We start from the raw sequence: 19,691 nt of genomic DNA on the forward strand, positions 1-19,691 counted from the left end.
AACTCGTCTCTTTTTTAGAGACGAGTTTTTTGTGTTTTAAAAAATAAGGAGGTTGTATCATGGATTATAAAATGCAGTTTGCGGAAAGTTTATCTAATATTTTCACGAATGAATTAACGCAAAAACAAATTTTAGATTTAATTGAAACACCGAAACAAGATGAATTTGGAGATGCAGCGTTCCCATGCTTTTCATTAGCGAAGCAATATAAAAAAGCACCAGCTCTTATCGCAAAGGAAGTTGCTGAGAAATTCAATGATCAGTTTTTTACGAAAGTAGAAGCCGTTGGTCCTTATGTAAATGTATTTTTCAATCGTGAAACTGTAAGTGATGCAGTATTAAAAACAGTTTTAGCGGAGAAAGAAGAGTTCGGTCAAAACCACTTTGGCTGTGAAAAAACAGTAGTAATTGATTATTCCTCTCCTAATATCGCGAAACCTTTTTCGATGGGGCATTTACGTTCTACAATGATAGGAAATTCGCTGAAACATATCGCTGAAAAATGTGGCTATGAAGTTGTAGGGATTAATTATATAGGAGATTGGGGAACACAGTTTGGAAAGTTAATTACGGCTTATAAAAAATGGGGAAATGAAGCAGTAGTTAAAGAAGATCCAATACGTGAGCTATTTAAGTTATATGTCCAATTCCATGAAGAGGTAAAAGACGACGAAGAACTAGAAGAAGAAGGACGTGCTTGGTTTAAGAAATTAGAAGAAGGTGATGAAGAAGCGGTAGAGCTTTGGAATTGGTTCCGTCATGAGTCCCTTAAAGAATTTTCTCGCATTTATGAACTTCTCGGCGTAGAATTTACTAATTTTCAGGGAGAAGCATTTTATAATAATTTAATGGAAGATTTTATTGGGATTTTAGAAGAACATGAGTTGCTTGAAGAATCAGAAGGTGCATTAGTCGTTAATTTAGAAGAAGAAGGAATGCCGCCTTGCCTAATTAGAAAATCAGATGGTGCGACGATTTATGCAACGCGTGACTTAACGGCAGCTTTATATCGTCAAAACACTTATGGGTTTGATAAAGCGCTATATGTTGTTGGTCCAGAACAAAGCTTACATTTCAATCAATTTTTCACCGTATTAAAAAAACTTGGCTATACTTGGGTTGATGGTATGGAACACGTACCGTTTGGCTTCATTTTAAAAGATGGTAAGAAAATGTCGACACGTAAAGGAAGAGTTATTTTACTTGAAGAAGTACTCGAAGAAGCAATCGAACTTGCAAAACAAAATATTGAAGAGAAAAATCCAAACTTAAAACAAAAAGAAGAAGTAGCAAAGCAAGTCGGTGTTGGTGCAGTCATCTTCCATGATTTAAAAAATGAGCGTATGCATAATATCGAATTCTCATTAGAAAATATGCTGAAATTTGAAGGAGAAACAGGACCTTACGTACAGTACACACATGCACGTGCTTGTTCTATTTTAAGAAAAGAAAGTGTAGAATTTGAAACATGTACATTTGCTTTAAAAGACGATCATAGCTGGAGTGTCGTAAAATTACTTAATAAATTCCCTCAAGTAATTGAAGCAGCTTTCAATAAAAATGAGCCATCTATTATTTCGAAATATATATTAGATGTAGCACAATCATTCAATAAATATTACGGTAATGTTCGTATATTAGAAGAGAGCGCAGAAAAAGACAGCAGACTCGCATTGGTTTATGCTGTGACGGTTGTATTAAAAGAAGGATTACGTTTACTTGGGGTGGAGGCACCTGAGGAAATGTAACATAGTAGTAAACTGACAAACTGGGTCTAGTATAAACCTGGTTTGTTTTTTTATTGGATATATATTTTTTTTGCAAAATCAATTAAAATCTTTTTAGAGAGGGTGATTCATATTGATTCGAACTTTTATTTTACAAATTCCTTGTCATAGAAGATTAGATAGGAGTTTTTTTAAACTACAAAAGTACATACCTTTATGTGCGCGTTGTACAGGCATGCTTATTGGTATTTTAATGTTTCCAATTTATTTTTATATGACACCTTCATTTCTTTTGGCAATCATACTATCATTTTTCGCTCAAATTCCGTTACTTATGGATGGGTTCACCCAAAAGTGGAAATGGAGAAGTAGCTCAAATTTGCTAAGAATAACTACTGGTGTATTAAGCGGTAATGGTATGGGATTATTCATTTCCTCTAGTGTTATATGGATATTATCTTAAGATATATAGTAATGGAGGTATTTACATAGATGTTCTGGATTTATTTAATTCTAATTTTTATTTCAGGCGGAAGTGGAATTGGTTTTATGACTCAAAATAAGTATACAGAAGCAATAATAGCTTTTGTTATTTGTATACTATTGTTTGGGCTACTGTATTATTATCTTAAAAGAAACAAAAGAAAGAGAAAAGCAGATTGTGACGATTTAGACTGTACGGATTGTTTTGATTGTGATTGTACTTGTTAAATTTTTCTTCCAAATAAAAAGCTAGTGTATTTTTAATAATACACTAGCTTTTTGCTTTGAAATTTTAAGAAAAGTGTAGGAATACGGCTATTATATAGAGAACTTTAGTTTTGTATATAAAAGGAGGCGGGAAAATAATCTGTTTTGAACCACATTGGATTTCTAATATGGCTTCTTATTTACTAGATGGGGAGAAACAATCGGAATTTATTCAGCTAGGTGTTTTGCAGAAATTATTTGAAAGTGATACGCAAAGAAATGGTAAAGATGGCAATATAGGCATGAAAATACCGATATATTTAAGTGAATTAGGTGTGAAAAATATTGAATGTAGAGTAAGCGATAAAGTGAACTTTTTAGATTCAAATATGCATCACAATGATAAAAACGATTTGTATCAATCATTAAAAGAAGAGGGGATTGCAGGTGATCCGGGTGATAAGCAACAATTTGTAGAACGTTTAATAGCCAGAGGATTAACATATGATAATGCGCTAGCTCAATATGAAGCTGAACTACGATTTTTTAAAATATTTCATGTGTATTCTTCTTTTGTATACGCTCCCAATATGAAAATTACATTTGGTGACATAGTTTGTTAAAAGGTATGATGTATAAGGATTGTCGTTTAATGTCGATAAGTCGATATTCGACATATAATCGCTGATAAATGTTAAGAATCGGTCGATATAATTTGAAAATCGCCGATAAAATGAAAGAATCGCTGATATATTTGAATTATCGCCGATATAATTTTATGTACTAATTTCAGCTTCTACAAGATTAAAACCGCATGTTACGTTATTCCATATAATTAAACAAAATACGGAGAAAAACAATCATTTTTACTATATTTTGTTATAAATTTGAATAATATTAATTAATACCACCCACTATAAGAGATTTTAGTTGAATACATACTATATGGTGTGTAAAATCTAAGCAAGTAGCAGTTTAAATATAAATTCGAGGTGAATGCATGCTAGATTTTAAGCAGTTAGAAACTTGTTTAAAAGACAAGAGATTTGTAGATGGATTACAGGAAATAAATAATGAAATTGCATATATAAAAGAAACGAATACTTTATCCTATGTGAAGAATTGGCTTGCCAATATTCCTTCGCATAAGGAGTTCGATATATTAATTCGCCTTACTGATGAAGGGCTTATGCACCAATACAGTTCATTCCTCATTCGTTACGCTTATAAAAAATTCCCAAATATGAGAACGCTCTCTTTATATTGTGATGAGTTAATTGATGAGCGGAAAATTCTTGAAGCGGAGCAGTTGTTAAAATCTTCTTTAGAAGAGTTAAGTAAAGAAGAAATAGATGCAGATTTTTTAGCGAAAACATATTTTACGTTAGTACGATGTCTTTTAGAAATGAAACGAAACGAAGAAGCGTTAATGTATATGCAAAAAGCAGAGGAGTACAGTGCACGCGCAGTGTTTGATAAATGGGGCTACGTTTATATGCATACAGGTGAATGGGAGAAAGCGGAAGAACAATTTATTGCTGGCATGCAGCATGAAGATTGTGAAGAGTTATCTACCTATTTATTATCACAATTGTATGCGAATAAAGGAGACCAAAACCGCGCGATACAGTTAATCGATGATGCGATTGTAAAATTCCCACAAGTACCATATTTTCATTTTGAGAAGATAAAGTATTTATTAGATTTAGAGCAATATGAAGAGATGTTAGCGGTAATAGATAACATAAATACTCAGCTGCCATATCATGCCTATAATACTTACTTTGTACATTTACGTGCAGAAGCACTGTACAAAATGAATAAATTTGCAGATTTACAAAAACTATTAAAAGAAGAAAAGAGTTTAAAAGAATCTTTATATCATAATTTAGAAAAAAATCCGGATGGAAAAAAGGTTCACTTGCCGATAGTTCCTATTGTACAAAAGGATAATTATTGTGTTCCGACAAGTTTAGAGATGATGTTGCGTATATGGGGAGAGAAACGTACACAAGATGAAATAGCAGAGTTTATTTTTGATATGACAGGTTCGAAGTTTTCAGATACTGTTTCTTATTTAGAAGAATTAGGTTATGAATATCGTTATTTTAAAGGAAATGAAGAGAATTATAAGAGACTGATTGACGAAGGGATTCCTGTTTTATTAAGTATAGATATTGAGCATGCTTCACACGTACAAGTGTTATCTGGATATGATGATACATTGCAAGCTTTCTATGTTCAAGATCCAAACTTTATAGAACCAGTTCTTGTGGAATATAGTAAATTACAAGAAAAATATCGTTATACAGGCTGTTTAGCAATCACGTTTGTTCCGAAAGAAAAGAAGGAGCAACTAGCGTTTCTAAGTGAAGAAGAAAATCGTTATTTTAAATCTATTTTTTCTCTTACGGATCATTTAGATGAACATGACAAAGAGGGAATTAGTAACTTAGTACAATTTTTAAAAGAAACGAGTGATAATCCAAATACGTGGTTATATACGATAAAGCACTTAGATGTTGAAGTAGATAAAGAATTTATTTTATATTGTATCGATAAGTTAATGGAAAAGTTTCCGAACTCGGACTTTGTTAAATTGCATGGTGCACAGTGTTTTATTCGTCTTCAAGAAGTAGAGAAAGCGGAGCAAATGCTGACAAGCGTTGAGAAGAAAAATAATCGTGCTTTATATCATTTAATAAACGGAAGATATGCGTTTGAACAGGAAAGTTATCTAGAAGCGATTTCAAGCTTTCGTTCATCGTTACAATTAGACGCAGATCAGCCTATTGCTTGGAGTTTTCTCGCTTTATCCTATATGTATATTGATCAATCTGAAAAAGCATTGCAATACTCTCAAGTTGCGTTAGAGCGTAGTCCTGAAAGGTTCACTTTAACAAATCACGGTTTAATATTAATAGATTTAGAAAGATATGAAGAAGCATATGAAATCTTTAATGACTTGTTAAAAGAGTATAAATATGAAGCGCATGTATGGTATGAACGAGCGAGATGTGCACATCAACTAGGGAAATTATATTTAGCAATAAAGGGGCTTAAAGTAGCGATTCATTTGGATAGTAATGCACCTTACATTTATACGAAACTTTCGGAAATATACGAATCTGATTTGAAGGATGAGGAAAGTGCGAAAGAAATTTTATTAAACGGTATTGAGAATTGTGATGATAAAGCACCTCTTTACGTAAAATTAGGTGACTATCATTTTCAAAATGATAGCTTGGAAGAAGCAGAAGTATTGTATAAGCGTGCTTTAGAAGAAAATGATGAGGATGTTTATTCTCACTTCGGACTTACACAAGTTTATATGGCAAGAGAACAATATAAGGAAGCAAAAGAATATATTCTTGGTCTTGAGAAGCAAATTGAAAAGAGCCAAGATTTCCTCATGAATGCAGGAATGGTTTTATGGGATGCTGAAATTGAACTTGGTGGAAATGAAGAAGGATTTAAAGTAGCGCTATCTAAGTTAGAAAATGGTATAAAGAAAAGTGATTATAATGTAGCAAGTGCGTTAGATGAATATGTGAATCGAATTAAAGGAACGGAATTTGTACAACGAGGTATAGCATTTTTAAGAACGTTACACAAAGAAAGAAATGAAGTAAGTGAGTACGGTTGTTATGCAGGTATTTTATATGAATCTATTGGACAGTACGGCCAAGCGATGAAAAGATATAATAAGGCGATAGAACAAATGGAAACGGCATTACCGTATTACCGAATTGGCGAAACACTTATGGCATTAGGGCAATTGACGGAAGCAAAGCAGGCGTATGAAACATGTTTAGAGCTTGATGGGAATTTCGTAGGTGTACATTTACAGCTTGCGGAAATATACGAAAAAGAAGAAAACCGTTCTAAAGAACAAAGTCATATGGTTCAGGCGATGAAAGAAGAGCCGTTGCATATTAATATGGAATATTTGGCACAGCTTTCAGTAGAAATGAACCTTCAGGAAGAATTGCTGATTGAACTAGAACAATTAGCGGACGAAGTACCTGAAATATGGCGTTTAGATGCGATTGCATATGTGTACGGAGCGATGAATGAAACAGATAAAGAACAAGCACAGATTGAATACGCGCTACAATTAGATGGTGAGCATATAGAAGTACTATATCATTATGCAAAAGTATTAGTGAAAAAAAGAAATGTAAAAGCAATTGAAGTTGCAATGAAAGTAATACAAAAAGATTTTGATAATGAACGTATATTTGATGTTTATGTAAAAGCAGTAGAGCAACATAAAAAATTGTCTAACATACGAGATTTTCTTCATACATTAAAGGTGAAAAAAGCAGAAAGAAGTACAGCATTCATGTATGCTGCAGCTGCGGTTACGGAAATATGGATTGAACGCCAGCTGCATGAACAGCCGAAACGATCTATCATTACGAGAGCTTTTTATCGTATGAAAAATCGTGCGAAAGAAATTTCAATGGTTACTATGATAATTGATTTATATGAAATCTCTTTAAAGTTAAATCCGAAAAATAGTATGGCAGCACAGCGATTTGCGCTATTTTATGAGAATGTAGAGATGAATAAAGAAGCAATAGAGATTCTGCACACGTCACTAGAAAATAAATGGGATTATGACGTAGCGAAGCAACTTGTAAATCTTTTCGTTGAGTGCGAGGAAGAAGATATGTTAAGAGATGCTTTGGAATTAACGAAACAAATGGTTCGAGAACTACCAGATGATTATGATACTCTTCTTCTGCAAGCACAAGTATTCTTTAAAGCAGGGGAAGAAAGAAAAGCAGAAAAGATTATCTTACAATTAACAGAGCAAACACCGTTTGTAAGTAGAGCATTTCTTGCTTTAGGAGAAATATATCAAAGTCAAGAAAGGTTTGAAGAGGCAATTCATGTATTAGAAAATGCTTCTGTACATCATCCAAATGAAACAGCAATTCTTCTTTCTTTAGCATCTTCATATCATGGTGTCGGCCAAACGATAAAGGCAGAAAAAATAACAAATGAAGTATTAATAATTGACGCGAGTGATTTGTTAGCAAGATATGATCGTGCTTGTTATTTAGCGCAGTTAAATAGAAATGAAGAGGCGAAGGAAGAGCTTGAATTTGTCCTTCGTGAGGATGAATCGGGATTCTTTGCTGAACTTATTGAGGATGATGAAAATTTAGCAGCATTGCGAGAATTTGAAAAGTAATTGTATAAGAATAGGGGAAAAAGATAAGGATATATTTTGAATTAGTTGACAATTAGTTGCTAAATGGCATAAAATAACTTTTAACAAAGTATACAAATCTGAAGACGAGAAAGAGTAAAATAGTGAGCTGTTCTCCAGAGAGCCGGTATATTGCTGAAAGCCGGTGTGCAGACGTTATTTGAAAATCATCTCCGAGGAGCCGAGGCTGAAAGTAAGTAAGCCCGGACGGATGTCTACCGTTACAAAGAACACGTATGATAGTACGTTGCTAAGTGCTATTAGTGAAAAAGCTAATAGAATTAGGGTGGTATCGCGGGTAAACCCGTCCCTACTTTATAGGGACGGGTTTTTTGTGTGCTTTAAAATATTCAAAGGAGTGATTGTATATGGAAAAAGTAGATGTAAAAGAATCAGCTGTAGGAAGAGAAATGCGAATTCGCAAACAGTGGAACGAACAAAATATTTTCGAACAATCAATTCAGAATCGAGAAGGCGCACAGTCTTTCGTATTTTATGAAGGACCACCAACGGCGAACGGACTACCGCATGTAGGTCATGCACTTGGACGAACAATTAAAGACTTAGTAGCAAGATATAAAACGATGGCTGGTTATAAAGTGTTAAGAAAAGCGGGATGGGATACACATGGTTTACCTGTAGAATTAGGCGTTGAGAAGCAACTTGGTATTTCTGGTAAACATGAGATCGAAGAATATGGCATTGAACCATTTATTCAAAAGTGTAAAGAGAGTGTTTTCACATATGAGAAGCAGTGGCGTGAATTCACTGAAAGTATTGGTTATTGGGTAGATATGGATGATCCATATGTAACTTTAAAGAATCCATATATCGAAAGTGTATGGCATATTTTGGGGACAATCCATGAAAAAGGATTGTTATATAAAGGACATAGAGTTTCACCATACTGCCCAAGCTGCCAAACCTCATTGAGCTCACATGAGGTTGCACAAGGGTATAAAACAGTAAAAGATTTAAGTGCAACTGTGAAGTTTAAAGTGAAAGATAGTGAAAATGAGTATTTCTTAGGTTGGACCACAACACCTTGGACACTTCCAGCAAACGTTGCGCTTGCTGTCCATCCAAATATGGAATACGTTAAAGCAAAACAAGAAGGTCATGTATATATTGTTGCGAAAGAACGTGTACAAGAAGTATTAAAAGAGAACTATGAAGTATTATCTGTTCATAAAGGCGGAGAATTATTAAACACATCTTATACAGCGCCATTTCCGATGAAAGAAGTTACAAATGGTTACCACGTTATCGCAGCAGATTTTGTAACGGCAGATAGTGGTACAGGACTTGTTCATATTGCTCCAGCATATGGAGAGGACGATTATAGAGTCGTTCAAAGTGAAGGATTGTCATTTTTGCACGTTGTAGATGAAAAAGGTGAGTATACAGAAGCAGTACCATTTTTGAAAGGGAAATTTGTAAAAGATTGTGACGTGGATATCGTTCGTTATTTAGCGAAGGAAGGTTTACTGTATCATAAAGAAAAATATGAACATAGCTATCCGCATTGCTGGCGTTGTGATTCACCACTACTTTATTATGCAGGAGAAAGTTGGTTAATCCGAACAACTGCAATTAAAGATACATTTTTACAAAATAATAATTCTGTTACTTGGTATCCGGATCATATGAAACATGGGCGCTTTGGTAAGTTTTTAGAAAATATGGTAGATTGGAATATTAGCCGAAATAGATATTGGGGAACGCCATTGAATGTATGGGAATGTGAAAGTTGTGATCATCAGTTCGCACCGAAAAGCATTGCCGAATTAAGAAAGCATAGTACGAAAGAAACACCAGAAGATTTGGAATTGCATAAGCCTTATGTAGATGAAGTGCAAGTGTGCTGCGGGAAATGCGGAGGCACAATGAATCGTACACCAGAAGTGATTGATGTTTGGTTTGATAGTGGTTCTATGCCATTTGCACAATATCATTACCCATTTGAAAATAAAGAGTTATTTGAAGAGCAGTTTCCAGCGGATGTTATTGCTGAAGGAATTGATCAAACACGCGGCTGGTTTTATAGTTTATTAGCAGTATCAGCACTATATACAGGAAAAGTACCGTATAAACGAGTGTTATCGCTAGGGCATGTTTTAGATGAAGAAGGGCAGAAAATGTCTAAAAGCAAAGGAAATGCACTAGATCCAGTTGATTTAGTAGATAAGTTTGGTGCAGATGCGCTAAGATGGGCTTTACTTGTTGATAGTGCCCCGTGGAATGCGAAGCGTTTTTCTGAAAGAACAGTACTGGAAGCGAAATCTAAATTTGTAGATACATTAGTCAATGTGTATAGCTTCTACGTTTTATATGCAAATTTAGATGAGTATAATCCGAAAGAAACGTATGATGTAAAGCTTACGAAATTAGACGAATGGGTATTATCAAGATTGCATAGTACAACGAAAAAAGTGAGAACTGCACTTGATGATTATCAATTTACGAATGCAGCTCGTGAAATTGCAGCACTTGTAGATGAAGTGAGTAACTGGTATGTAAGACGCTCACGTAATCGTTTCTGGGAATCTGGTATGAACGCTGAGAAAGCAGCTGCGTATGAGACACTTCATGAAGTGCTTGTAACAATTAGTAAATTAATTGCACCATTTACACCGTTTGTCGCGGAAGACATTCATCTAAATTTAGAAGGAAGCAGCGTTCATTTAGCCGATTATCCAGTTGTAAATGAATCACTACTTCAACCGAAATTAGAAGCGGAAATGGATGCTGTTTTACAAGTTGTTGAACTTGGAAGAAGTAATCGTAATCAGCATTCTTTAAAAGTAAAACAGCCGCTAGCAGAACTTGTATTACTTGAGCATAACGAGAATGATATGGATTGGGAATCTTATCGTGATATCGTTATGGATGAGTTAAATGTAAAAGCGTTCCATGTTGAACTCGATGAAACAAAATACACATCATATCAATTGAAGCTTAATTTTAAAACAGCGGGGCCGAAATTCGGTAAAAATGTGAATGCAGTGAATGGTTGGCTAAAACAATTATCACAAGAAGAAGTACAAAACTTTGTATCAACAGGAAGAGCAGTTTACGAAGCAACACCAGGAGAAGAAGTAGTTGTAACTGCTGAAGATGTGTTAGTTGAGAAAGTTGCAAAATCAGGATTCTCTAATACGACTAACGGACAATATACAGTTATGTTAGATACGAATGTAACGGAAGAATTGTTACAAGAAGGAGTAGCGCGTGAATTCATTCGTGCGGTTCAAGAATATCGTAAACAGTTGAATTTACCAGTTAATTTACGAGTCGATGTTATTCTTGATACAGAAGTAGAGCTACAGAGAACGTTAACGAACCATAAAGATTTATTGGAAGAAAACTTACTCGTTAAACAATTTACATTTGGTCACTTAACGAACGAAGACGATGAACTTTCTTTAGGTGAAACAAAACTTAGAATTAAATTAAGTGCAGCTAATTAAAGAAAAAAGGAAGTTGGAATGATTCCAACTTCCTTTTTGTATGATTAGAATTTATTTGACTATACATTCGATAGGACCACTAGCAATTGTCTTTTTTCATAGCGTACCGAACACAATACTGTAGAAATATATTTCTACAGTATTGTGTTCGGTTTATACATAAATATTGAGAAAATTTCACTTACCCTAAATGAAAAGGTAATAGAAGTGTTCATAGAGAATTACTCGTAGATTCAATTTTTATCCATCCGTTTTGCGGGGAATGATTGCCTAGTGGTAATGGGATAAGGTTGAGCTACTTTATTAGGGGGAGTGGTTCTATGTTTAATAAAAAAATGGTGGCAATGGCAATGACTGTGCCGTTAGTAATGGGGACAATTACTACGGTTTCGGCATTGGAAAAACAACAGCAAGTAAAGTTAGAAGCTTATTCGCCACAGAAAAAAGCAACTGAATATTTAAAAGAAAATGCTGCGCAGTATGGATTGAAAACAGATCTTTCAGACTTGCAATATATTTCTACAACAGAAACGTCAGTAGCTTCATATGTTAGGTTCCAACAAGTTGTTAATGGTGCACCTGTATTTTCAAAACAAATAACAGTTACGCTTAACGGAGAGGGAAAGGGAGTACTCGCTGTTTCTGATTATCAGCCTGTTACAGGTGTGAAGGAAGTAACGACAAAAATTAGTGAAAAAGATGCAATACAAAAATCAATGGCGTATGTTGGAGAAGCAAGTGAGCAAAATTTATGGGCTCCTACAGATAAAGAGTTCGGATATATTGTTGAAGAAGGAATTGCTCGTCCAGTATATAAAGTTGTAGTCCATTCTAATAATCCATTTGGTGCATGGGAAACATTTATTGATGCAGAAAATGGAAAGTTAATTAAAAAGGTTGATATAAACCGAAAAGCTGAAGGGTCAGGAAAAGTATTTTTACCTAACCCAGTCGTATCTAGCGGTAGTAAAGTAGGCTTAAAAGATAATAACGATGCAGATTCAACAGCTCTAACGAACCAACTGAAAACTGTTACGTTAAAAGGTTTAGATGGAACAGGATTTTTAATTGGAGAATATGTAACGATTTCTTCAAAAGCGAAAACAAAATCTACGAATTTACAATTTAACTATACACGCGCAAATGATAGCTTTGAAGATGTTATGTCGTACTATCATATCGACACATTGCAACGTTACATTCAAAGTCTAGGTTTTAAAAATATTAATAACCGTTCGATAAAAGTGAATGTTAATGGTACAACTGATGATAACTCATTCTATTCTCCATCAACAAAAGCTTTAACTTTCGGTACTGGCGGTGTTGATGATGCAGAAGATGCTGGTATTATCGCACATGAATATGGGCATTCGATTCAAGATAACCAAGTTCCTGGCTTTGGTAGTTCAGCAGAAGGTGGAGCGATGGGAGAAGGATTTGGCGACTTCTTAGGTGCTACGTATGAAGATGCAGTATCGACGACAGGGTACGGAAAAGCATGTGTTGGAGAATGGGATGCGACTGCTTATTCTAGTTCAGATCCGACGTGCTTACGCCGATTAGATACGAATAAAGTGTATCCGAAAGATATTACAAATGAGGTACATGATGATGGGGAAATTTGGGCACAAGGCCAATATGAAATGGCACAAGCATTTGGACGTGATGTAGCAACGAAAATTATTTTACAATCGCACTGGTCATTAACACCAAACTCTAAATTCAGTGATGGAGCAAAAGCAATTAAGCAAGCGGATGCTCTTTTATATGGCGGACAACATGCTGCTGATATCGATCGCATTTGGGCAGCGAGAGGCATTAGTACGAATTAATATAAAAAGTCGTGGCATTTATAAGCCACGACTTTTTAATTTGCTTACGAACTGGTACTAGTAAATAAAGCTATATCAATGATAGTGTGAATGTATCCATATCCCATTTACTTTTTAGCTTCTTTAAAAACAAAATGCTCTTTAAATTTTCTAGATTCAACTTTTTGACCATTTCGCATCGATCGGAATGGGTGTTCTTGCCATGTAATAATAACATCAACTTCATCCGCTTTTGTAGCAACAGGTAAATTAGCGTGTTCAAATCCAGTTTTTCCACTTGCCAAACGACTTTCCTTTAGGGAAAAGAGTTCATATTTCGTTTTCTTATTTGGTTCGTTGCGGAATACTTCTACGTTTACATTATATACTTCACTATTCCCGACATTCTTTACTGAAAAATGATATGTTTGAAATTCATCTTTTTTAGCTTGAAGCATATTCTTGTTTGTTTTTTTCGGTTTATCAATATTCACTTGCCATTGATCAGAGTTTTGAGAGATTGGTAAAGATTTTGGTGAATAGGCGTACGTTTCGTTTACTACAATTAAGCAAAACAAAAGGAGAAAGAAACTAATTGCTTTTTGCATATACACACCTCGCTTTAAAATTTTTATTAATATGCGTAAATGAATTAGTTTTTATGTAAAAATTGGAAAATATTAAAGGGGTAATTTCGGATGTAATACATAAGAATATGTATTACAAAATTAACTTTTCACACTTTAGAAGAAGTTAGGAGTTAGAAAACCAGAATGTTTCAAAAAAGCTTGCGTTTTATAAGGTAAGGAGTTAGAATACTCTGTAAATATAAAAAGTGATGATCAGGAAAAGTACATGGTGCAAAGGTCTACAGAGAGCAGCCGGTTGCTGGGAAGGTTGCGATACCGCATGATGGAAAGACACCTGTGAGTGTTGCTTTGAACGTGATTATTAGTAAAAGCAAACGGTACCTACCGTTATCAGGGCTAAGATGGTCAGTATGACAATTTGGGTGGTACCGCGGAAAAAATCCGTCCCTATTTATAGGGGCGGATTTTTGTATTCTTTGAAAGGGGGTGAGTGACCGTGGATGATGACGATGACAACAATAACGTAAATAAATATAAAATTACTGGAGGGAAAAATAATGGATTCAATAATGAAGCGTTCACTCACAAAAGAATGTACAAAGCAAAACGGAAAGGTTGTATTACTTCAAGGATGGGTAAAAAAAATTCGGCATCTTGGAAATGTTAGTTTTTTATTATTACGGGACAGAACAGGAGTAATTCAATGTGTATTAGAAAATGAATTGGCTGGATATAAAGTTGATGTAGAAAGTGTCGTCCACGTAATTGGTGAAATAGTCGAGACATCGAAAACAGAATTGGGTGTTGAAGTACTTGCTCATGAAGTGAACGTAATAAACGGTGCAGAGCCACTTCCATTTGAAATAAATAAAAAGAAATTACAAGTTGGCTTAGATCAATTATTGAATGAGCGGGTACTCTCATTAAGACATGAGCGAACTGCAGCGATTTTTAAAGTGAAATCTACACTCGTTCAGAGCTTTAGTGAAGTTCTAATAGAGAACGATTTCACACGAATATTTACGCCGAAAATTGTTTCGCAAGGGGCAGAAGGAGGAGCAAATGTTTTTAAGCTTCCATACTTCCAAAAAGAAGCTTATTTAGCACAATCACCACAGTTCTATAAGCAAATGATGGTGGCAGGTGGGTTAGAACGAGTTTTTGAAATTGCACCTGTATATAGAGCGGAACATCATAATTCTTCCCGTCATTTGAATGAATATATATCGTTAGACGTAGAGCTTGGTTTTATTCATGATTTTTATGAAGTGATGCAACTAGAAACGGATGTTTTACGATACATGTTTCAACAAGTAGCGAAAAAATGTGAAATAGAACTACAACTATTACAAATAGAAGTACCTATTATTACTGAAATACCTAAAATTACATTGTTAGAAGCACAAGAAATTTTGAAAAGTAAGTATCGTAAAGAATCTCCTGTAGGGGATTTAGATACAGAAGGTGAAAAGTTACTAGGGAAATATGTGAAGGAAATATATAATAGTGAATTTGTTTTCATTACGCATTATCCGAAAGAAGCGAGACCGATGTATACGATGCCGAATAAAGAGAATCCATCTATTACTGATTCATTCGACTTATTATATAAAGGATTAGAAATAACGTCAGGGGCACAGCGAATTCATAATTATGAAATGTTACTCGCTTCGTTTAAAGAAAAAGGGTTACACCCAGATAAATTTCAATCTTATTTAAATACATTTCGATATGGTTGTCCACCACATGGAGGTTTCGGAATTGGGTTAGAAAGGGTTGTATATAAACTTTTAGAATTAACAAATGTACGAGAGGCGAGTGCTTTTCCGAGAGATTGTACTCGTCTCATACCGTAAAAAGAATCTTCGCGATTATCGCGAAGATTCTTTTTTTATAGTTCGTTTAAAAAGGTGAAAATATAGACTCTTTCTTTTTCTAATAAGCTTAGTAAAAGTCAGTTGAAATATGAACCATTTCGACAAAAAAATCAATATACCCTTGACAGTTACAAATATAACAGATATACTTCATATTAATTTCAAAAGAAAATATATTCTAAATATTAAAATGTGTTGAATAGGAGTAGTAAGGTCATGTATTTGTACAGAGAGCTATGGGTTGGTGTGACATAGTCAAATGACATCCTGAACTCGCCTAGGAGCAGTAAGGTGGAACGGAATTACATTCTTAGTAAATCTTAACGGTTAACCTTCGATATTAGGTTTGTAATCAAACGATTACTACTAAGGTGGATTCATAATGGAATCAATAAGGGTGGTACCGCGTTAAGTAAATGGCTTAGCGTCTCTTTATATAGAGATGCTAGGCCATTTTTTTATTATATGGAAGAAGAAATGGAGGGTTTATTTGAATAGGTTTATAAAATTTATTTATTTGTATAAAAAGATTTAATTAGGAGGAAAATGAGATGAAACAGACGGAGCAATGGACTTCGAAATTAGGTTTTATAATGGCGGCAGCCGGATCAGCAATTGGACTTGGTGCGATATGGAAGTTCCCTTATATCGCTGGGAAGAGTGGGGGAGGAGCGTTCTTTTTAATATTTATATTATTTACTGTTTTAATTGGACTACCGCTACTTATAGCTGAATTTATGATTGGACGCAGTACGCAGAAACAAGCAGTTGGAGCATTTAAAAGCATCGCACCAAATACAGGATGGCATTGGATTGGACGCCTTGGCGTTGGAACGTGTTTTATACTACTTTCGTTTTATAGTGTTGTAGGTGGATGGGTATTAATTTATTTATTCAGAGGAATAACTGGACAACTGATTACTCCAGGACAAAATTACGGTACATTATTTACTGAAACAATTGGGAATCCTGCTTGGGCTATTATGGGACATTTCGCTTTTATGTTCATTACGATATGGGTTGTATCAAAGGGTGTACAAAACGGAATTGAAAAAGCAAGTAAATATATGTTGCCAGCATTGTTCGTTTTATTTGTCGCTCTTATTATTCGTTCGTTAACACTTGATGATGCAATGAAAGGTGTGAAGTTTTTCTTACAACCAGATTTCTCAAAGATTACTTCGGAAAGTATTTTGTTCGCAATGGGGCAATCATTCTTTGCAATTAGTATCGGGATTTCAATTATGGTTACGTATAGTTCCTATTTAAATAAAAAAGAAAGTTTACCAAAATCAGCAATAACAATTGTTGGATTAAATTTATTTGTTTCATTATTTGCAGGTCTTGCTATTTTTCCAGCCGTATTTTCATTAGGAATGGAGCCAACAGAAGGACCTGGATTACTATTTATCGTATTACCATCTGTATTTAGTCAAATCCCATTCGGTGGATTTTTCTTAACAGTATTTCTTGCACTATTTACATTTGCGACATTAACATCAGCATTTTCTCTACTAGAAACTGTTGTTTCAGCATTAGCAAATGGTGAACAAGAAAGAAGAACGAAATTATCATGGATGATCGGCTTCTGCATTTTCTTAGTAGGTATACCATCTGCGTTATCATTTGGAGTATGGAGTGAAATTACGATTTTTGGAAAGAATATTTTTGATGCAGTAGACTTTTTATCTAGTAATATATTAATGCCACTTGGAGCACTATTTATTAGTATTTTCGTTTCATTCAAAATGGAGAAGAAGGTACTAGAAGCAGAGTTTTTTGTAGGTGGAAATTATGGAAAGAAAGTATTTACTTGTTGGGTATTTTTACTTCGATTTGTAGCACCACTTGCAATAATTATCGTCTTCTTAAATGTAATAGGGATTATTTAATATTAAATGTTATAATATTCAGTAAAAAAGGGGGCGATGATCATAAAGGAAAATTTGATAGAAGCAGGGAAATATATGAATATTAGAGGGAAAAAGCTATACGTTGAAACACATGGAAATCCTAAAAATAAGCCAGTCTTATACTTGCATGGTGGACCAGGAGAAAGTTGTTATGATTTTTCATTTCATCAAGCGGAACGTTTAAAAGATTCTCTATATGTAATTATGATAGATCAAAGAGGTGTTTGTCGCTCAGAAGAAATTACTGAAGACGAAGCTTTTGGATTAAATGATTTGATTGAAGACTGTGAGGAATTAAAAAAAGTATTACAAATTGAGAAGTGGTCTATAATTGGACACTCTTTCGGTGGATATGTAGCATTGCTTTATGCGTCGATATATCCAAGTTCAATAGAGAAAATAATATTTGAAGGACCAACTTTTGATTTTGCATTAACAAGTAGGGCTTTGTTAAAAAAGACAGGGCATTTATTAAAAAAGTATGGAAAAGAAGAAGTAGCAGAAGAGTCTCTTGCTTATTCATCTAGCAATGCTAGTTCAAAAGAGTTGTTAGAAGCTTATATAAGACTAAGCAATGAATTAGAAGAAAAAAGAATGGAGATTTACAATAATATGGAAGATAGGACAGATGAGAGTTTATACAGTGATGAAGAGTGGGAAAAATTTTCAAATCGCTCTCAAATTCATTTTGATAGATTAAAATTAGAGGGCTCATGTCATACGTCATTATTATATAAAATAAAAGAAGTACAAAATCCAATGTTATTAATTGTAGGAAAACATGATGTAGTAACGTGTGAAGAACAAATTAAAACATTTAATAAAGATGCCCGAAACGGCAAGTATATCGTATTTGAAGAGAGCGGTCATTCACCTCATTATGAGGAAGCGGATAGATTTGCAGAAACAGTCATACATTTTTTGAAATGAAGAAAAGGGTGCTTCTATAAATGAGAGGCACCCTTTCTAAATTTCTGGATATGTGATTGTGATGTTAGGCCACTTACTTTGCCAATTCTTTTTTATAACTCTGTTTTTGTACATATGTAATCGTTCTTTCGATTTAAGAAAATGAGCTGTTGGTTTCACTTGTAAGGAAAGGACATCTTCAATACCACATGGGGCTGTTAAGATAACGTTGTTTAGTTCATCAAGTGTAACTCCTAAAGCCGTTGCTGTTTCAGGGAATTTAGAAATAGCATTAACAGAAGAAGAATATGGTGGCATATTATTCACTACATGCATACGAGCTTGATTTTTTACAGACCAAGGGATAGTAGCATCAATATTCATTAATTTCGTTTCTAATGATTGTTCGTATATCTCATCTTGATGTAGACTATCATAATAAATCACATCAACATCAGGCATAGCCGTTTTCGCTTCATAGTCATGTAAAGTATCCCAAATTTTAGAACGAACAAATCCGGCACAAATCCACCAATCAGGTAGCTCTAGTGATTTTGCCATTTGTAATACATTCATCATCCATTCGTCGTTTTCTATTAAGCGAATTATATCTTTCTCTGTTTTGATCTTCATTGATAAATTCACCTTTCTAGTAAATTAATGCATCAGTTCAATAATCCATAAAATCCAGTAAGCACCTGGTACAAATAGCAGTTGTGCTAATAATGTGCCGAGAAGTCTAGAAATCATTAGCCAACCATACATTTTACTCATAGATTCAGCACCGCTTTCTGATTGTAGAGCACGTTCTGTTAAAAGAGCAATGCGTGGATCGAGTAATACAGTTAATAAAATAGTGGCGAAACCATTTACAAGGCCAGAAGCTGTACTTGCATTTGTTGCATAATCTGGATTTAAAAAAGAAGCGTAAAGGGCTGAAAGTACCCCTGCTGTATAAATAGCAGTAGCAAACATGTTAATAAGCATAATACGCTTTGGAATACCACCGATACGCAGTCTATGAATCATTTCTAACTTTGGAAAACGGACATATTTTTTTGTGTACTTTAATTTTTGAATGTTATTCGTTTTCATCATTCGAATGAAAGAACCGTCTGTTTCAAAGTTTTGAATGACATATCCAAATAATTTTGTCAAAGTTGGATAAAGAATGATCGCGATTAATGTACCGATAGAAGCCGATAATAGTACGAGTCGTATAATATGCTCTAAATTAATAGAAGAATCTAGTTTTGCTTCATCGACAATACCACCGATTAAAAAGGCTTGTAGTAAGTTTGATGTTCTTGAAATAAGTAACACCATTCCTACAACAGACAAGGCAACCGCAATCTTCTTTAAACGTACTCCAGCTAATCGAATACTATAAGAGCTTGTTTCAACTGCGTGGATCACAATTGTGAAAGCCATTATAAAAATTAACGTAATTGACATTTGTTTCACCAGTTTCTATTAAAATAAT

Annotated in this window: 12 protein-coding genes, 1 pseudogene and 4 other annotated features (1 of these 17 cut by a window edge); of the genes and pseudogenes, 10 read left to right on the forward strand and 3 right to left on the reverse strand. The window is 34.4% G+C overall.

Annotated features, from left to right (window positions below; translation table 11 throughout):
- Positions 1–14: a binding site (T-box leader), on the forward strand (it extends 201 nt beyond the left edge of the window).
- A 45-nt stretch (positions 15–59) separates the two neighbouring features.
- From argS to NST86_RS10960, 7 genes and pseudogenes are all read left to right on the forward strand, one after another.
- Positions 60–1,748 carry an arginine--tRNA ligase gene (gene argS, locus NST86_RS10930; RefSeq protein ID WP_000384914.1) on the forward strand — a complete coding sequence of 563 codons (1,689 nt, stop codon included), beginning with the start codon at positions 60–62 and terminating at the stop codon, positions 1,746–1,748.
- A 112-nt stretch (positions 1,749–1,860) separates the two neighbouring features.
- Positions 1,861–2,190 carry a DUF2085 domain-containing protein gene (locus NST86_RS10935; protein ID WP_016117720.1) on the forward strand — a complete coding sequence of 110 codons (330 nt, stop codon included), beginning with the start codon at positions 1,861–1,863 and terminating at the stop codon, positions 2,188–2,190.
- Between the two features lie 29 nt (positions 2,191–2,219).
- Positions 2,220–2,438 carry a hypothetical protein gene (locus tag NST86_RS10940; protein ID WP_000498604.1) on the forward strand — a complete coding sequence of 73 codons (219 nt, stop codon included), beginning with the start codon at positions 2,220–2,222 and terminating at the stop codon, positions 2,436–2,438.
- 116 nt (positions 2,439–2,554) lie between these two features.
- A pseudogene (locus tag NST86_RS10945) lies at positions 2,555–3,040 on the forward strand (class I SAM-dependent methyltransferase); the annotation flags it as partial.
- A 377-nt stretch (positions 3,041–3,417) separates the two neighbouring features.
- Positions 3,418–7,620, forward strand: a complete 4,203-nt coding sequence (locus tag NST86_RS10950; RefSeq protein ID WP_061664228.1) for a bacteriocin-processing peptidase family protein — start codon at positions 3,418–3,420, stop codon at positions 7,618–7,620.
- A gap of 92 nt (positions 7,621–7,712) precedes the next feature.
- Positions 7,713–7,953: a binding site (T-box leader), on the forward strand.
- Positions 7,954–8,006: 53 nt separating this feature from the next.
- Positions 8,007–11,108 carry an isoleucine--tRNA ligase gene (ileS, locus tag NST86_RS10955; RefSeq protein ID WP_016117722.1) on the forward strand — a complete coding sequence of 1,034 codons (3,102 nt, stop codon included), beginning with the start codon at positions 8,007–8,009 and terminating at the stop codon, positions 11,106–11,108.
- A gap of 320 nt (positions 11,109–11,428) precedes the next feature.
- Positions 11,429–12,940 carry a M36 family metallopeptidase gene (locus NST86_RS10960; RefSeq protein ID WP_016117723.1) on the forward strand — a complete coding sequence of 504 codons (1,512 nt, stop codon included), beginning with the start codon at positions 11,429–11,431 and terminating at the stop codon, positions 12,938–12,940.
- 107 nt (positions 12,941–13,047) lie between these two features.
- On the opposite strand, the gene NST86_RS10965 is transcribed toward NST86_RS10960, so the two are convergent.
- Positions 13,048–13,527, reverse strand: coding sequence for a hypothetical protein (locus tag NST86_RS10965; protein ID WP_001167912.1), 480 nt, complete (start codon positions 13,525–13,527; stop codon positions 13,048–13,050).
- A gap of 221 nt (positions 13,528–13,748) precedes the next feature.
- Positions 13,749–13,961, forward strand: a binding site (T-box leader).
- A gap of 105 nt (positions 13,962–14,066) precedes the next feature.
- On the opposite strand from NST86_RS10965, the gene aspS reads away from it, so the two are divergent.
- The 3 genes from aspS (at position 14,067) to NST86_RS10980 (ending at position 18,229) form a co-directional block, all read left to right on the forward strand.
- On the forward strand, positions 14,067–15,365 hold the full coding sequence (gene aspS, locus NST86_RS10970) for an aspartate--tRNA(Asn) ligase (protein WP_016117724.1): 1,299 nt from the start codon (positions 14,067–14,069) through the stop codon (positions 15,363–15,365).
- Between the two features lie 207 nt (positions 15,366–15,572).
- Positions 15,573–15,821: a binding site (T-box leader), on the forward strand.
- 116 nt (positions 15,822–15,937) lie between these two features.
- The gene (locus tag NST86_RS10975) at positions 15,938–17,278 is read left to right on the forward strand and encodes a sodium-dependent transporter (protein ID WP_000814541.1); all 1,341 of its coding nucleotides are present in this window, start codon (positions 15,938–15,940) and stop codon (positions 17,276–17,278) included.
- A gap of 75 nt (positions 17,279–17,353) precedes the next feature.
- Entirely contained in the window at positions 17,354–18,229 is an 876-nt protein-coding gene (locus tag NST86_RS10980) for an alpha/beta fold hydrolase (RefSeq protein ID WP_227593370.1), read from the forward strand.
- A 36-nt stretch (positions 18,230–18,265) separates the two neighbouring features.
- Here NST86_RS10980 and NST86_RS10985 read toward each other — a convergent pair whose 3' ends face one another.
- The gene (locus NST86_RS10985; RefSeq protein ID WP_016117726.1) at positions 18,266–18,841 is read right to left on the reverse strand and encodes a nucleotidyltransferase family protein; all 576 of its coding nucleotides are present in this window, start codon (positions 18,839–18,841) and stop codon (positions 18,266–18,268) included.
- A 24-nt stretch (positions 18,842–18,865) separates the two neighbouring features.
- On the reverse strand, positions 18,866–19,663 hold the full coding sequence (locus tag NST86_RS10990; RefSeq protein ID WP_000028915.1) for a lipid II flippase Amj family protein: 798 nt from the start codon (positions 19,661–19,663) through the stop codon (positions 18,866–18,868).
- Positions 19,664–19,691: the final 28 nt, after the last annotated feature.

The sequence above is a fragment of the Bacillus sp. FSL L8-0199 genome, assembly GCF_038005705.1.
GTDB lineage: Bacteria > Bacillota > Bacilli > Bacillales > Bacillaceae_G > Bacillus_A > Bacillus_A cereus.

Bases quoted from the DNA above. Each gene is read 5' to 3' on its own strand.
- argS (WP_000384914.1), top strand. From the start codon at position 60: ATGGATTATAAAATGCAGTTTGCGGAAAGTTTATCTAATATTTTCACG.
- ileS (WP_016117722.1), top strand. From the start codon at position 8,007: ATGGAAAAAGTAGATGTAAAAGAATCAGCTGTAGGAAGAGAAATGCGA.
- NST86_RS10975 (WP_000814541.1), top strand. From the start codon at position 15,938: ATGAAACAGACGGAGCAATGGACTTCGAAATTAGGTTTTATAATGGCG.
- NST86_RS10960 (WP_016117723.1), top strand. From the start codon at position 11,429: ATGTTTAATAAAAAAATGGTGGCAATGGCAATGACTGTGCCGTTAGTA.
- NST86_RS10990 (WP_000028915.1), bottom strand. From the start codon at position 19,663: ATGTCAATTACGTTAATTTTTATAATGGCTTTCACAATTGTGATCCAC.
- NST86_RS10940 (WP_000498604.1), top strand. From the start codon at position 2,220: ATGTTCTGGATTTATTTAATTCTAATTTTTATTTCAGGCGGAAGTGGA.
- NST86_RS10980 (WP_227593370.1), top strand. From the start codon at position 17,354: ATGAATATTAGAGGGAAAAAGCTATACGTTGAAACACATGGAAATCCT.
- NST86_RS10985 (WP_016117726.1), bottom strand. From the start codon at position 18,841: ATGAAGATCAAAACAGAGAAAGATATAATTCGCTTAATAGAAAACGAC.
- NST86_RS10965 (WP_001167912.1), bottom strand. From the start codon at position 13,527: ATGCAAAAAGCAATTAGTTTCTTTCTCCTTTTGTTTTGCTTAATTGTA.
- NST86_RS10950 (WP_061664228.1), top strand. From the start codon at position 3,418: ATGCTAGATTTTAAGCAGTTAGAAACTTGTTTAAAAGACAAGAGATTT.
- aspS (WP_016117724.1), top strand. From the start codon at position 14,067: ATGGATTCAATAATGAAGCGTTCACTCACAAAAGAATGTACAAAGCAA.